The sequence below is a fragment of the Aminobacter sp. 01T433 genome, from assembly GCF_056398585.1.
The window spans coordinates 38,059-52,390 of sequence record NZ_JBFTPR010000009.1 but is presented as its reverse complement, the minus strand read 5'-3'; the positions used below and the strand labels follow the sequence as shown (position 1 = coordinate 52,390).

Here is a 14,332-nt window from a genome sequence, read left to right as displayed (position 1 = left end):
GGCGACGGCGAACATGCGCTAGTCCGCATGGACGATGTTCGAACCACGGGCTTGCTGTGATTTCTCTTGCAGAGTCGGCGGGACCTTTGCGGCCCGCTGGATTCATGCGCATTGCCGCGCATACAAGGTCGGCAACAAAGTTTTCGTTTCTCGGGAGGAAACATATGAAAAGGTCCATTTTCGCAGCGGCATTGCTGCTGTCGACTGCCCTGAGCGCTGCCGCGCAGGATGCGCCGAGCGTCAAGCTCGGCGTGCTCAACGACCAGAGCTCGTCCTTCTCGGCGCTTGGCGGCACCGAGGTCGTTGAAGCGGTGAAACTCGCCATTTCCGATTTCGGTGGCGAAGTGCTCGGCAAGCCGATCGAACTGGTTTCGGCCGACCACCAGAACAAGCCCGAAATTGCGCTGTCGATCGCGCGCGAATGGCTGGAGCGCGACAATGTCGACGCGCTGTTCGACGTCGCCAACTCGGCCATTGCGCTTTCCGTCAACACGCTTCTCGGTGACCAGAAGAAGCTCGGCTTCTTCGTTTCGCCAATGACCGACAAGATGACCGAGGCCGATTGCAACGGCTATGGCATCGCCTGGGCCTATGATGCTTATTCGCAGGTGCGCTCTTCGGTCAGCGCGCAGCTCAAGGATGGCGGTGAAAGCTGGTTCATCATCTCGCCCGACTATGAGGCAGGCAAGGTGCTCGAGGCGAGCGTCAAGACCGCTGTCGAGGAAGAGGGCGGCAAGATCCTGGGCGCCATCCGCGCACCGCTCGGTACAACCGATTTCTCGTCTTACATCCTGCAGGCGCAAGCGTCAGGCGCAAAGGTCGTGGCACTCACCGTCAACGGTCCGGAACTGGTCAATGCGCTCAAGCAGGTGCAAGAATTCGGCCTGATCGACCAGGGCCAGCGCGTGGCGCTGACCGTGCTGCACCAGTCTGACGCGCGTGCCATTGGTCTTGAGGCTCTGAAGGGCATCCAGTTCGCTTCGCCATGGTACTGGAACACCGACGACGCTTCCAAGCGCTTCAAGGAAGAGATGCAGAAAAAGACCGGCAACGCGCCGGGGTGGGTTGCGGCTGGCGCCTATTCGGCGGCTACCAACTACCTGAACGCGGTCAAGGCCGCCGGCACCGACGATCCGACCGCCGTGCTCGCAAAGTTGCGCGAGGGCAAGATCAACGACATGTTCGCGCACAATGCGACGCTGCTGCCGAACGGCCGCCTGGTGCATGACACCACGCTGCTTCAGGTTCGCGCGCCCGGCGAGGCTTCCGATCCGCAGGACGTGTTCAAGGTCGTAACCACCGTTCCAGCCGATGTCGCCTTCCGCTCGATCGACAAGAGCGTCTGCAAGCTGGCCAAGAGCTGATCCAGGTTGCCGGGCCGCTGCCATGCGGTCCGGCATCCATCTTTTGGGAGCGGGACATTGGCTGGCTATCTGATCTTCGAAATCGAGGTTACCGATCAGGCGGCCTATGACCATTATCGCGCAGTGGCCGGGCCTATCCTGGCTGGCAGCGGCGGACGTTTTATGTTGTCGAGTGACCGCATCGAAAGCCTCGAAGGAGGCTGGGAGCCGGCCTCGATCTCGGTTGTCGAGTTTCCGAGCGCTGAAGACGCAAGGCAATTCTACCGCTCGGAAGACTACCAGAAGGTCGTGGCCCTCAGGCAGGTGGCTTCCCGCGCCAGGGGCATACTGGTCGACGCCTGAGCGCAGCGCCGCAATATCTGAATTACGTGGAGGACAAGGTGCGACAAGGCACTGCGGACGACTATATCATCGAGGCGTCTGGGCTGAGCCGGTATTTCTACGGCTTCGCGGCGGTCAAGGACGTCGACCTCAAGGTCCGGCGCAACACCATCCATGCCCTGATCGGCCCGAACGGTGCCGGCAAGACCACCACCTTCAACCTCATCACCAAGTTCCTCGCGCCGAGCGAAGGCACCATCCGCTACAATGGCGAGGATATCACCGCGCTGAAGCCCGAAGAGGTGGCGCGCAAGGGCATTGTCCGCTCGTTCCAGATATCGGCGGTGTTTCCGCGCATGAGCGTGCGCGAGAATGTCCGCATGGCGCTGCAGCGCCCGCTCGGCACGTCCTACCGCTTCTGGCAGAGCGAGCGCACGCTGGGTGTGCTCAACGACCGCATCGACGAACTGCTCGACGCTGTCGGCATGCTGTCTTATCGCAACCACGTTGCGGTCAACCTGCCCTACGGGCGCAAGCGCGCCCTGGAGATCGCCACCACGCTGGCGCTCGAGCCCGAGATGCTTTTGCTCGACGAGCCGACTTCCGGCATGGGCCACGAGGATGTCGACCGCATCGCAGAGCTGATCCGCAAGGTTTCCGCCGATCGCACGATCCTCATGGTCGAGCACAATCTGTCGGTCGTGGCGGCCCTTTCCGACACCATCACGGTGCTGGCGCAGGGGCGCGTGCTTGCCGAGGGCAATTACGAAACCGTGTCGCGCGATCCGCGCGTGATCGAAGCCTATATCGGTGGTGCGGATGACTGAGAACAATAACAAGGTGGTGCTCGACATCGCCGACCTGCATGCCTGGTACGGCGAAAGCAAAGCCCTGCACGGCATGAACTTCGACATCCGCGAAGGCGAACTCGTCACGCTGCTCGGCCGCAACGGCGCTGGCAAGACGACGGCACTTCGCTGCATCATGGGACTGGTGCGCAAGAAAACCGGGGCGATCAGCTACAAGGGCGAAAACCTGACTCAGAAGGCGCCGGAAATCGTCGCGCGTCGTGGCATTGCCTATTGCCCAGAAGAACGCGGCATCTTTTCCAGCCTTTCTGTCGCGGAAAACCTCGAATTGCCGCCGGTCATCGCGCCAGGTGGCATGAGCGTTCAAGAGATCCTCGAGCTGTTTCCAAATCTCAAGGCGCGCTGGTCGAGCCCCGGCACCAAGTTGTCTGGCGGCGAACAGCAGATGCTGGCCATCGGCCGCATCCTGCGCACCGGTGCCAAACTGCTGATCTTCGACGAGCCGACCGAGGGCCTGGCCCCGGTCATCGTCAAGCAGATCGCTGTGGTGCTCGAAAAGCTCAAGGCGAGGGGCTTCACCATCCTGCTCGTCGAGCAGAATTTCCGCTTTGCCTCGAAACTCGCCGACCGGCACTTCGTCGTCGACCACGGCAAAGTCGTCGAACGCTTCAGCCGCGACGAGCTCGCTGGCAACGAAGCCAAGATCCAAGCTTATCTCGGGGTGTGAAGCCATGATGGACCTGATTGGCGTTCCGCCGGCACTGCTTTTCGGCCAACTTCTTGTCGGCCTCATCAATGGCTCGTTCTACGCCATGATGAGCCTTGGCGTGGCCATCATCTTCGGCATGCTGCGCATCGGCAACTTCGTGCATGGCGCGCAATATATGCTCGGCGCTTTCGGCGCCTGGTATCTCCTGCGCTTGCCTGAACTGTTCCCGGGCCTTGGCCTGCCGTCCATCGGCTATTGGTGGGCGCTGGTCATCGTGCCGCTGGTCGTCGCCATTATAGGCGGCCTGATGGAGCGCATCTTCATTCGCCGGGTCTACGATCTCGACCACGCCTACGGGCTGCTGCTGACCGTTGGGCTCGCCATGGCGATCGAAGGCGCGTTCAACGTTCATTATGGCGCAGCGGGCCAGATGTACGGTGTGCCGGATAGCTTGAAAGGCGGCATCAATCTCGGCTTCATGTTCCTGCCGATCTACCGCGCCTGGGTTATCGTCGCTGCGATCATCGTCTGCTTCAGCACCTGGTATGTGGTCGAGCGCACCAAGCTAGGCTCTTACCTGCGTGCTGCGACCGAGAACCCCGATCTGGTGCGCGCTTTCGGCATCAACGTGCCGCGGCTTTTGATGCTGACCTATGCCTTCGGCGTCGGTCTCGCCGGTTTCGCCGGTGTGATGGCAGCCCCGATCTATCAGGTCAGCCCGCAAATGGGCCAAGGCATCATCATCACCATCTTTGCCGTGGTGGTCATCGGCGGCATGGGCTCGATCTTCGGCGCCATCGTCTCGGGCCTGATGCTGGGCGTGATCGAGGGCCTGACCAAGGTCTTCTATCCGCAGGCGTCGGCCACGGTGATCTTCATCATCATGGCGCTGGTGCTGATCTTCCGCCCGGCGGGCCTGTTCGGCAAGGAAACGACAAGCCATTCGGTCGCCGATGTTTCGTCCGGCCGCGCCGGCAGCTTCCTCGAAAACGGCAGGCTTTGGCTGGCCGTCTTCACAGTCGGTGGCATTGCACTGCCGTTCCTGGTCTATCCCATCATGGGCATGAAGATCCTGGTGCTGGCGCTGTTTGCCTTGGCCTACAATCTGATCTTTGGCTATGTCGGCCTGCTCGCTTTCGGCCATGCCGCCTTCTACGGCACGTCGGCCTATGTGACGGCGCATGCGGCTGCTGCCTGGGGCCTGCCGACCGAGCTGTGCATTCTGATGGGTGTCGCGGCTGCAACGGCGGTCGGCGTGCTGTTTGGCTGGCTGGCGATCCGCCGCCAGGGACTGTACTTCGCGATGATCACGCTGGCGCTTGCCCAGATCATCTATTTCTATGCGGTGCAGGCACCTTGGACACATGGCGAGGACGGCATCCAGTCGGTGCCGCGCGGCACGCTGTTCGGTGTGATCGACCTCTCCAACACGTTCAACATGTATTACGTGACCCTGGCGGTGTTCCTGGCAGGCTTTGCCTTCGTCTACCGCATCATCCATTCGCCTTTCGGCCAGACGCTGAAATCGATCCGCGAGAACGAACCGCGCGCCATTTCGCTCGGCTATTCGACCGACCGGTTCAAGCTGATCGCGTTCACCTTGTCGGCGATGCTGTCGGGGCTGGCCGGGTCGATGAAGGCGATCATCTTCCAGCTCGCCTCGCTTGCCGACGTGTTCTTCATGACCTCGGCCGACGTGCTCTTGATGACGCTGATAGGCGGCGTTGGCACGCTGCTCGGGCCGGTGGTCGGTGCGGCGGTGCTGGTTACCCTGCAGCGTGAATTGGCGACCTTCGGTGCGTGGGTGGTGGTGATCCAGGGCGTGATCTTCGTCCTGTGCGTGCTGTTCCTGCGCAAGGGCGTGATCGGGACGCTGGAAGAGTTCCTGGCGAACCGGGCCGAGCGCAAAACCCAAGGCACAGACGCCACGGCCAAGGCAAAGGTGGCGCAATGAGCGCGCCGTCCACCGTCGTCATCGGCATGGGCCCGGGTCTCGGCCAGGCGCTTGTCAAGAAGTTCGCGCGTGAAGGCCATCAGGTGGCCTTTGTCGGTCGCCGCGCCGAGGCAATCACCCGCTACGAGCAGGAGCTTCGCGCGGAAGGTTTGGACGTGGCTGGTTTTGTCGGCGACGCCGGCAACCCCGAACAGATGGACAAGGTGCATGCCGCGATCCGCGAACGGCATGGCGCACCGGGGGTGCTGGTCTACAATGCAGCGATCATCGAGCCGGCGCGGTTCGTGACACCGTCGCGCATGGGAGAGGTGAAATACGGCACCGCCGACGGCTGGAAGGCGCATGGCGAGCCGGCGAGCGTCGACTACCTCGTCGATGCCTTCAAGACCAACGTTGCGGGCGCGCTGCATGCCGCGCAGGCGGTTGCGCCTGACATGGTCGAACGCGGCCGGGGCACGATCCTGCTTACCGGCGGCGTGCTGGCTTTCGGTCCATGGATTGAGTGGGGCGTGACCTCGCTTGGCAAGGCGGCGCTACGTAGCTTCGGGCTTTCGCTCGAAAAAGAGCTGTCCGAGGCCGGCGTGCATGTCTGCACTGTCGCCATCCATGGGACGATGCAGGCGGGCACACCCTACGACCACGATCTGGTCGCCGACGCCTATTGGCGATTGCACATGCAGCCACGCGCTGAATGGCAGCCCGATTATCACTTCCGCCAGGATGCGGGAGACGGCGGCGATCCGGACGCTTGACATGGCAGCACCGGCAATCAGGCTCGATGGCAAGCGTGCACTGGTGACCGGTGGCGCCAGCGGCATTGGGGAAACGGCGGCGAAGCTGCTCCACGATCTTGGCGCCGAAATTGTCATTGCCGACCTCAGCCGGGACAAGCTGGACGAGGCACAGGCGCGAACAGGTGCCAGGGCCGTCACGCAAGGCGATGTTTCAAGCGAAGTCGACAGCGAACGGATGGTTGCAGAGACCATCTCCGCGCTGGGCGGCCTCGACCTCGTTTTCAATTCGGCCGGGATAGGCGACGATCTGCTGCCTGTCCACGAGCAGTCTGTCGAGCGCTGGCAGCGTGTCATCGACGTCAATCTGCGCGGCACCTATCTGATGTGCCGGGCGGCGGCACGGCCCATGCTGGAGCAAAAGGGCGGTTCGATCGTCAATGTCTCTTCGATCGTCGGGCTTGGCGGCTTTCCGCGCCGCTCGGCATATGCTGCGGCGAAAGCTGGCATCAATCATCTGACGCATACGCTTGCTTGCGAATGGGGGCCTCAGGGCATCCGCGTCAACGCGATCGCCCCGGCCTATACACGTACGCCGATGGTCGAGGCGTTGCTCGAGCGCCAGGCATTCGATCCGACCATATTGGAAAAGCGCACGCCGCTCGGGCGCCTGGCCGCGCCGGAAGAAATGGCGCAGGCCGCGGTGTTCCTGCTGTCGGACTGGGCGTCCTACATTACCGGTGTGGTGCTGCCGGTGGATGGCGGCTGGAGCGCATTCGGCGGTGCGGGCGAAGTGGCGAGCGCCTGACATTCCAGGCGAATTTTTTCTATTGCCTTATTATCGTTCCAGCAGAAGATATTGATTTTATTTTTAATAACGAAGAAAGGCCGCTCCAGCCTGGAGCGGCCTTTTCATTGCTGGCAGCAAACAGTTTTAGGTGTTGCGAAAATCGTCCATGCGGTTCTCACGCAGTGCCAGAACAAGCTCGCGCTTGCGGATCTTGGCGGCCTCGACAGGCATATTGTCGATGAAGTGGATGGCGCGGGGTGCCTTGTAGGCGGCAAGGTTTTCGCGGCAGTAGCGCGTGATTTCCTCGGCGCTAACTTCCTGGCCTTCAGCCTTGACGATGACAGCTACAGGGATTTCACCTTTACTCTCGTCAGGTGCGCCGACAACCGCGCACATGGCGACGCCAGGGTGCTTGTAGAGCAGCGCTTCGATTTCGAGCGGATAGACATTGTGGCCGCCGGCGATGATGACGTCCTTCTTGCGGTCGACGATGAACAGATAGCCGTCCTCGTCGACATAGCCGAGATCGCCTGACTTCCAGCCGCCATTGCCAAAGGCTTCGGCCGTTGCCTTCTCGTCCTGCCAGTAGCCCTGGGCTACGCAATCGCCCGAGATGATGACTTCGCCGATCTCGCCCTGGGGTACCTGATTGCCGTCGTCGTCGAGGATGGAAATACGTGAACTGCCGACCGGCAATCCGGCGGAGCCCGCCTTGCGGATGCCAGCGGTGGGTTCCATGACGTTCTGGCCGCTGGTTTCGGTCGAGCCATACACTTGGGTGACGCGCGCGCCGGAAAGCTCCTCGAAGCGGCGGATGACAGGCTGCGGCACTGGCGAGCCGCCGGTGGTGCAGATGCGCAGCGAGGACAGGTCGTGCTTGGTCGGGTCGACCTCGTTGACCATGTAGACATACATGGTCGGCGTACCGCCGAAATAGGTTGCCTTGTGCTTGCTGATGTCGGCCAGAACGCGCTGCGTGTCCCAGCGTTCGTGCAAAACGATGGTGCCACCGGTGTAGAGGCACAGATTGAGCGTCACCGTCAGGCCGAAATTGGTGAACAGCGGCACCGCGCAGAGATAGGTCTCCTGAGCAAAGCGCGTACGGTGCGACACCATCATGTCGCGCAGTGTCGAACATTGGTTGAACTGTGACTGGGCAGCACCCTTGGGCGCGCCTGTCGTGCCGGAGGTGAAAAACAGGGCGCAGATATCGTCGATATTGCAAGGCGCATCGTCGAAGGTCGAAGGGGCTTCGGCCATCAAGGTGCCGAGGTCGTCGGCGCCAGCATCGCCGGATGCAACCAGGCAGTGGCTCAGCTCTGAAAACTCGTCGCGAATCTCGGAGAAGTAAGGCCAGGTCGAACCGTCGGCGATGAGCGCCTTCATACCGGTTTGCGTGACGATCTTGCGCAGCTCGGCGTGGCGGAACATGGCACTGAGCGGCGCGGGGATCGCGCCGAGGCGCTGGCAGGCCCAGAAACCGATCGCCATCATCGGCGTGCTTGGCAGATACAGCCCGACGCGATCGCCCTTGGTGACGCCACGCGCTGCCAGCACATTGGCAAGCTGCGCGGTCAGTTCGCTGAAGCGCGCATATGTAATCGTTTCCGTGTCGGTCACGATGAAGCGGCGGTCGCCGATCAGCCGCGCGTTGCGCGCCAGGATCTGGCTCAGGATTTCCATGCTCGTCTTCCTGCACTTGCAAATTGGGATTCTGCGCCGACTTGAAAACCCGCGCGCACCACAGGGCATCGTCTGCACAGACTAAGGCCTATCGGCAAGCACCAGTCAGGAGATCAGGATGCCGCCGTCGATGGGTAGCTGGTGACCGGTCATGCGACGAGATTCGTCGGATGCGAGGTAAAGTGCTGCGTTGGCCACATCGATCGGCTCGGCGATGCCGAGCAGATAGGCGTCGAACTGCGCCTTGAGATGCGGTTCGCGCTCGAAGAAGCCAAGCACGCGCTCGGTGGCGACAGCACCGGGGACCAGCGTGTTGACGCGGATGTTGTCCTTGGCGAATTCGACGGCCATCGAACGCGTCAGCGAGATGATGCCGCCCTTGGCCGCCGAATAGGCGTCGCGGTTGGGAATGCCCATGGCGCCGACGATGGACGAGCAGTTGATGATCGAGCCGCCGCCCGACTTTTGCATCAGCGGTATGGCGTTGCGGCAGCAGACCCAGGTACCAAACAGGTCGAGCTTGATACAGCGCCAGAATTCCTCGAACGGCGCCACAGTCACCGGGCCGTCGGCAGAGCTTGAGCCGCCGGCGTTGTTATAAAGCACGTCGAGACGGCCCCAAGTATCCATCACCACCTTGAACGCGGCTTCAACACTGTCGGGCTCGGTGACATCGGTTTCGACATAGATGGCAACGCTGCCCGCGGCATTGATCGAGGCGGCGATCGCTTCGCCCTTGTCGCGGCTTCGGCCGGCAATGGCGACCTTGGCCCCTTCCTGAGCGAACAGCCGCGCGGCGGTCTCGCCGATGCCGCCCGTTGCGCCAGTGATGAATGCGACTTTGCCTGCCAGACGGGCCATGTTTTTCCTCCTGATATGTTTGCGCGAACCTGCGCGCGATGGCGCCCGCAACATCGTCCGAAAAGACTAACGCTGCGCATCAAACTCTTCGTTTCCAGCGCAAATAGGCGGGTTCCCGATGACTAGTCCCATCAGACGATGTTTGCCCTGTGCCGCTGTCCCATTCCTTGCCTCGATCAAAGATGTTGGCAGCGCCGAAATGGCAGCAAGAAACGGCGTAGGGAAATGAAGGCAGTCATCTGCAGGGAGTTCGCCCCAAGGGCAGAGCTCAGGATTGAAGAGGCTCCCGCGCCATCGGCCGGGAACGGTCAGGTTGTCATCCGCGTCGAGGCTTGCGGCATCAACTTCTTCGACGGGTTGATGGTCGAGGGCAAATACCAGACTAAGCCCGAGCGGCCGTTTTCGCCGGGAAGCGAAGTGGCTGGTGTCATCAGCTCCGTAGGTGCGGGTGTCGAGCATCTGAAGCCCGGCATGCGCGTGCTGGCTTTTGCCGGTATCGGCGGTTACGGCGAGCAGGTGGCGGTTGATGCCTGGCGCGTGTTCCCGATCCCGGACGAAATGAGCTTTGTCGAAGCTGCGGGCTTCCTCATCACCTATGCGACCTCGCATCACGCATTGAAGGATCGGGCGCAGATCAAGCCTGGCGAGACGCTGCTTGTCCTTGGTGCTGCCGGTGGCGTCGGCCTGACGGCCGTCGAACTCGGCAAGCAGATGGGCGCTCGCGTCATCGCCGCCGCCTCCAGCGACGAAAAGCTTAAGCTGTGCCGCGAATATGGTGCGGACGAGACAATCAACTATTCCACCGAGGATTTGCGCCAGCGCGTCAAAGACCTGACCGACGGGCAGGGCGTCGATGTGGTCTACGACCCGGTCGGCGGAGCGCTGACCGAAACTGCCGTGCGCAACCTTGCTTTGTTCGGGCGGCATCTGGTGATCGGCTTTGCCGCCGGCGACATTCCCAAGATCGCGCTCAACCTTCTGCTGCTCAAGCAGTCGGCGCTGATCGGGGTTTTCTGGGGCGCCTATGCGCGCTCGGCACCGGAAAAGAACGCGGCCAACATCGCCGAGCTCATGGACTGGTTCGCCAAGGGCAAGCTTAAGCCGCACATCTCGGCCGAATATCCGCTCGAACGCTTCGCCGAAGCGCTCGACGTGGTGATGGAGCGCGCGGTCAAGGGCAAGGTGGTTCTGGTCACCGGAACTAGTGGCAATAGCAGGGAAGGAGTGCCGGCATGACCGAGCAACTCGTCAAGACCGTTTCGGTCGCAAAGCACGGCAATATTCTGGTCGCAACAGTCGACAATCCGCCCGTGAATGCGCTGTCGCACTCAGTGCGCGCTGGGCTTATCGACGCCATTCAGGCGCTGGAAAGCGATGCGGAAGCGCGCGCCATGGTGATCGTCTGTGCGGGCCGCACCTTCATTGCCGGCGCCGACATCCATGAATTCAAGAAGCCGATGGTGGCGCCGCTGCTCGGCGAAGTTATCGAAACCCTCGACGCTGCCACCAAGCCAATCATAGCCGCCATCCACGGCACCGCGCTCGGCGGCGGCCTCGAAGTGGCGCTGGCCTGTAGTTACCGCGTTGCCCTCGACGGCTCGAAGGTCGGCCTGCCCGAAGTGAAGCTTGGCATCCTGCCGGGATCGGGCGGCACCGTCCGTCTGCCGCGCCTGATCGGCGTCGAACAGGCGCTGACGATGATCAGCGAAGGCGGCCAGATTTCGGCGCGCGATGCCCGCGAGAAAGGCCTGATCGACGAGCTCGTGTCGGGTGACCTCAAGGCTGCGGCCATCGCTTTCGCCGAGAAGGTGATTGCTGATGGTGCCAAGGTTCGCCGCACCAGTGACCTGCCAGTGCCTGCCTTCGATCCGGCTGCGCTCGAGGCCAACCGTGCCGCATTGACGAAGAAATACAAAGGCTTCAAGGCACCTCTTGTTGCGGTTGATTTGCTCAAGATGGTCACCGAGACGTCGGTCGCCGAGGCGATCGCGCTCGAATACAAGACCTGCAAGGAGCTGTTGGTTTCGCCGCAGTCCAAGGCACTGCGCCACATCTTCGCGGCTGAACGCGAAGCCCTCAAGATCGACGGCGTCAGTGCGGACGTTAAGCCGCGTGACGTGAACAAGGTCGCGATTGTCGGCCCTGGCACGATGGGGCGCGGCATCGCTGCTTGCTTCCTCAACATCGGCATTCCGGTGACGCTGATCGGCCTCACCGACGAAGGTCTGGCTTCCGCCACCAAGGCGATCGGCAAGATCTACGAGGGCTCCGTCAAGCGCGGCAGCCTGACGGCCGAGGACATGGAGCGCCGCCTGGCGCTTCTGACCACCACGACCTCCTATGACGGCATCGGTGACGTTGATCTGGTCATCGAGGCGGTGACGGAACAGCTCGACGTCAAGAAGGAGGTCTTCGCCAAGCTCGATGCGGTGCTGCGCGATGACGCGATCATCGCCACCAACACCTCGTTCCTCGATATCGAGGAGCTTGCCACAACGAGCAAGAACGCAGCTCGTGTTGCCGGCATGCATTTCTTCAACCCCGCCAACGTCATGAAGCTGCTCGAAAATGTCCGGGCGGCAAACACTGCTCCCGACGTACTTGCGACAACGACAACGCTCGGCAAGCGTCTCGGCAAGGTGCCTGTCATGGTCGGGCGTTCCGAAGGTTTCGTTGCCAACCGCATGCTTTCCAAGCGGACGCGCGAAGCTCAGTTTTTGCTTGAGGACGGTGCGACACCGCAACAGGTCGACCGCGTGCTAACCGCCTTCGGCTTCCCGATCGGGCCGTTCGCGCTGGCCGATCTCGCCGGCATGGACATCATGGCCGCAGCCAGGGCGGCGCGCGTCGCCCGGATGTCGCCACGTGAGCAGCAGTGCAACATCGTCGACCGCCTGGTGGCTGCCGGTCGTCTCGGCCAGAAGTCGGGCGCGGGCTATTATGTCTATGACGAGAACCGCAAGGCTTCGCATGACCCGGCAGTCGACGAACTGCTCGAGGCCCACCGCAAGGAACGCGGCTTTGTCGCACGCATCATCACCGATGAGGAAATCCTCGAACGCTGCCTCTACGCCATGGTCAACGAGGCAGCCAAGATCCTCGACGAAGGTGCGGCCGCAAGGCCTGGTGACATCGACGTCATCTGGACCAATGGCTTCGGTTTCCCGACCTATCTGGGCGGACCGATGTTCTACGCCGACCAGATCGGCTTGGCGAAGGTCAAGGCTGCGCTCGACAAATATGCCGGCCTCGTGGGCGACCAGTATTTCAAGCCAGCCGCGCTCATAGAGCGGCTGGTAGCCGAGGGCAGGGGTTTCTACGGCTGAGCCGTGGATCCTTGCCGTAACAATACGAAGAACAAACGGATTAGGTATCTATGAACAAGGAAATGGACCTGAAATCGGTCGTCGGCCAATTGCGCGACGGCATGACGATCGGATTTGGCGGCTGGGGTCCCCGCCGCAAGCCGATGGCCCTAGTGCGCGAGATCCTGCGTTCCGATCTCAAGGATCTGACGCTGGTCGCTTATGGCGGTCCCGAGATCGGCATGCTGTGCGCGTCCGGCAAGGTGAAGAAGCTGATGTATGGCTTCGTGTCGCTCGATGCGATGCCGATCGAGCCCTATTTCCGCAAGGCACGCGAAGCAGGTGCAGTGGAAGTCAGCGAACTCGACGAGGGTCTGCTGCTGCTCGGTCTCCAGGCCGCCGGTCACAATTTGCCTTTCGCAGCGACCCGCGTCGGCCTTGGTTCGGACGTCATGAAGTACAACCCGCACTTCAAGACCGTGAAGTCGCCATACGACGACGGCGAAGTGCTGCTCGCCATGCCGGCAATCAAGCTCGACGTTGCGCTGATCCACGTAAGCCGCGCCGACCTGTTGGGCAACACCCAGACCGATGGCCCAGACCCGTTCTTCGACGGCCTGTTCGCGCGTGCCGCCGACAAGGTGTTCGTCACCACCGAAGTTCTGGTCGACCGCATCGGCGATGAATATTCCGACAAGGCGAAGTCGAACCTGTTCGAGCGATGCCTGGTCACCGGCGTGGTCAAGGCACCGCTCGGCGCCCACCCGACCGCAGCGCACGACGCCTATGGCTGGGATATGGGACACCTCAAGGCCTATGCCGCGTCGGCGACCGAAGAGGGCGGCTGGCAGCGCTATGTCGACCAGCATGTGAAGGGCGACGAGGCCAGCTACATCGCGAGCGTGGGCGGCGAAGCCCAGATCCGCGCCCTGCCGCTCCCTATTTTCTGATCGGACACGATATGACGACTGCAAAAGAATTCACGCTTGCCGAACTGATCATCGCCACCGGCGCACAAGCCTGGGCGGCCGATGGCGAGGTTCTTGCCACTGGCATTGGCCCGCTGCCGCGCCTGGCGGCCGGCCTTGCCAAGCTCACCTGCGCGCCTGGCATCATGATGACGGACGGCGAGGCCTATCTCGTCGAGGACCCGATCCCGCTCGGACCGCGCGGCGACTACAAACCGAAGCTTTCTGGCTGGATGCCTTACAGCCGTGTCTTCGACAGCGTCTGGAGCGGCCGTCGCCATGCCATGGTGACACCGGTTCAGGTCGACCGTTACGGCCAGGGCAACATCTCCGCACTTGGCGGTGATTTCCAGAAGCCCAAGGTTGCGATGCTGGGCGTTCGCGGGTTTCCAGGTAACTCGATCTGCCACAAGAACTCGATGTTCCTGCCCAACCACTCCAAGCGCACCTTCGTTGAAGGTGAAGTCGATGTGGTGGCGAGCGTCGGTTACAACGCCAAGAACTGGCCGGAAGGCACCAAGCCTGCCGAAGTGAACCTCGGCGTTGTCATCACTGACCTGTGCGTGTTCGACTTTAACGGCCCCGATCACGCCGCCCAGGTGCTGTCGCTGCATCCAGGTGTCACCTTCGAGCAGGTGCAGGACGCAACCGGATTCCCGCTGTTGCGCGCCGAAGGCATGACCACGACGGCGGCACCTACCGAGGAACAGCTGGCGATCATCGCCAAGCTCGACCCGTACAATGTCCGCGCGACCGTGCTGAAGGGCAATCCTTCAGGCGTCCGCGCTGCCTGATACGCACTCGCCGCCGGTGAACCAGCCGGCGGCACCTCTCTTG

13 protein-coding genes and 1 pseudogene are annotated in these 14,332 nt (G+C 62.1%); 12 read left to right on the top strand and 2 right to left on the bottom strand.

Going from position 1 to position 14,332, the window contains the following annotated elements; genetic code table 11:
- The first annotated feature begins 164 nt into the window (after positions 1-164).
- From AC1DLV_RS17060 to AC1DLV_RS17025, 8 genes and pseudogenes are all read left to right on the top strand, one after another.
- Entirely contained in the window at positions 165-1,364 is a 1,200-nt protein-coding gene (locus AC1DLV_RS17060) for an ABC transporter substrate-binding protein (protein ID WP_476801087.1), read from the top strand.
- Between the two features lie 57 nt (positions 1,365-1,421).
- Positions 1,422-1,706, top strand: a complete 285-nt coding sequence (locus tag AC1DLV_RS17055; RefSeq protein ID WP_476801086.1) for a DUF1330 domain-containing protein — start codon at positions 1,422-1,424, stop codon at positions 1,704-1,706.
- 38 nt (positions 1,707-1,744) lie between these two features.
- Entirely contained in the window at positions 1,745-2,512 is a 768-nt protein-coding gene (locus AC1DLV_RS17050) for an ABC transporter ATP-binding protein (RefSeq protein ID WP_476782664.1), read from the top strand.
- Positions 2,505-3,221: an ABC transporter ATP-binding protein gene (locus tag AC1DLV_RS17045; RefSeq protein WP_476801085.1), complete on the top strand. Its 717-nt coding sequence runs from the start codon at positions 2,505-2,507 to the stop codon at positions 3,219-3,221. The genes AC1DLV_RS17050 and AC1DLV_RS17045 overlap by 8 nt, the downstream gene beginning before the upstream one ends.
- A gap of 4 nt (positions 3,222-3,225) precedes the next feature.
- Positions 3,226-4,134, top strand: a pseudogene (locus AC1DLV_RS17040) (branched-chain amino acid ABC transporter permease); the annotation flags it as partial.
- Between the two features lie 126 nt (positions 4,135-4,260).
- Entirely contained in the window at positions 4,261-5,157 is an 897-nt protein-coding gene (locus tag AC1DLV_RS17035) for a branched-chain amino acid ABC transporter permease (protein WP_476801252.1), read from the top strand.
- The gene (locus AC1DLV_RS17030) at positions 5,154-5,909 is read left to right on the top strand and encodes an SDR family NAD(P)-dependent oxidoreductase (RefSeq protein ID WP_476801084.1); all 756 of its coding nucleotides are present in this window, start codon (positions 5,154-5,156) and stop codon (positions 5,907-5,909) included. Before AC1DLV_RS17035 ends, AC1DLV_RS17030 begins: the two co-directional genes overlap by 4 nt.
- 1 nt (position 5,910) lies before the next feature.
- Complete coding sequence (locus AC1DLV_RS17025) at positions 5,911-6,696, top strand: SDR family NAD(P)-dependent oxidoreductase (RefSeq protein WP_476801083.1); 786 nt, start codon at positions 5,911-5,913, stop codon at positions 6,694-6,696.
- A gap of 126 nt (positions 6,697-6,822) precedes the next feature.
- Here the strand turns inward: AC1DLV_RS17025 and AC1DLV_RS17020 are convergent, their stop codons facing one another.
- Positions 6,823-8,361: a class I adenylate-forming enzyme family protein gene (locus AC1DLV_RS17020; RefSeq protein ID WP_476801082.1), complete on the bottom strand. Its 1,539-nt coding sequence runs from the start codon at positions 8,359-8,361 to the stop codon at positions 6,823-6,825.
- A 105-nt stretch (positions 8,362-8,466) separates the two neighbouring features.
- Entirely contained in the window at positions 8,467-9,222 is a 756-nt protein-coding gene (locus tag AC1DLV_RS17015; RefSeq protein WP_476801081.1) for an SDR family NAD(P)-dependent oxidoreductase, read from the bottom strand.
- Positions 9,223-9,447: 225 nt separating this feature from the next.
- Here AC1DLV_RS17015 and AC1DLV_RS17010 point away from each other — a divergent pair, with 225 nt between their 5' ends.
- Genes AC1DLV_RS17010 through AC1DLV_RS16995 form a run of 4 tightly spaced genes read left to right on the top strand, consistent with a single transcriptional unit; the run spans position 9,448 to position 14,289 of the window.
- Positions 9,448-10,458 carry an NADPH:quinone oxidoreductase family protein gene (locus AC1DLV_RS17010; protein ID WP_476801080.1) on the top strand — a complete coding sequence of 337 codons (1,011 nt, stop codon included), beginning with the start codon at positions 9,448-9,450 and terminating at the stop codon, positions 10,456-10,458.
- Positions 10,455-12,548: a 3-hydroxyacyl-CoA dehydrogenase NAD-binding domain-containing protein gene (locus AC1DLV_RS17005; protein ID WP_476801079.1), complete on the top strand. Its 2,094-nt coding sequence runs from the start codon at positions 10,455-10,457 to the stop codon at positions 12,546-12,548. Before AC1DLV_RS17010 ends, AC1DLV_RS17005 begins: the two co-directional genes overlap by 4 nt.
- 50 nt (positions 12,549-12,598) lie before the next feature.
- Positions 12,599-13,477, top strand: coding sequence for a CoA transferase subunit A (locus tag AC1DLV_RS17000; protein ID WP_476801078.1), 879 nt, complete (start codon positions 12,599-12,601; stop codon positions 13,475-13,477).
- Between the two features lie 11 nt (positions 13,478-13,488).
- Positions 13,489-14,289 carry a CoA-transferase subunit beta gene (locus tag AC1DLV_RS16995; RefSeq protein ID WP_476801077.1) on the top strand — a complete coding sequence of 267 codons (801 nt, stop codon included), beginning with the start codon at positions 13,489-13,491 and terminating at the stop codon, positions 14,287-14,289.
- Positions 14,290-14,332: the final 43 nt, after the last annotated feature.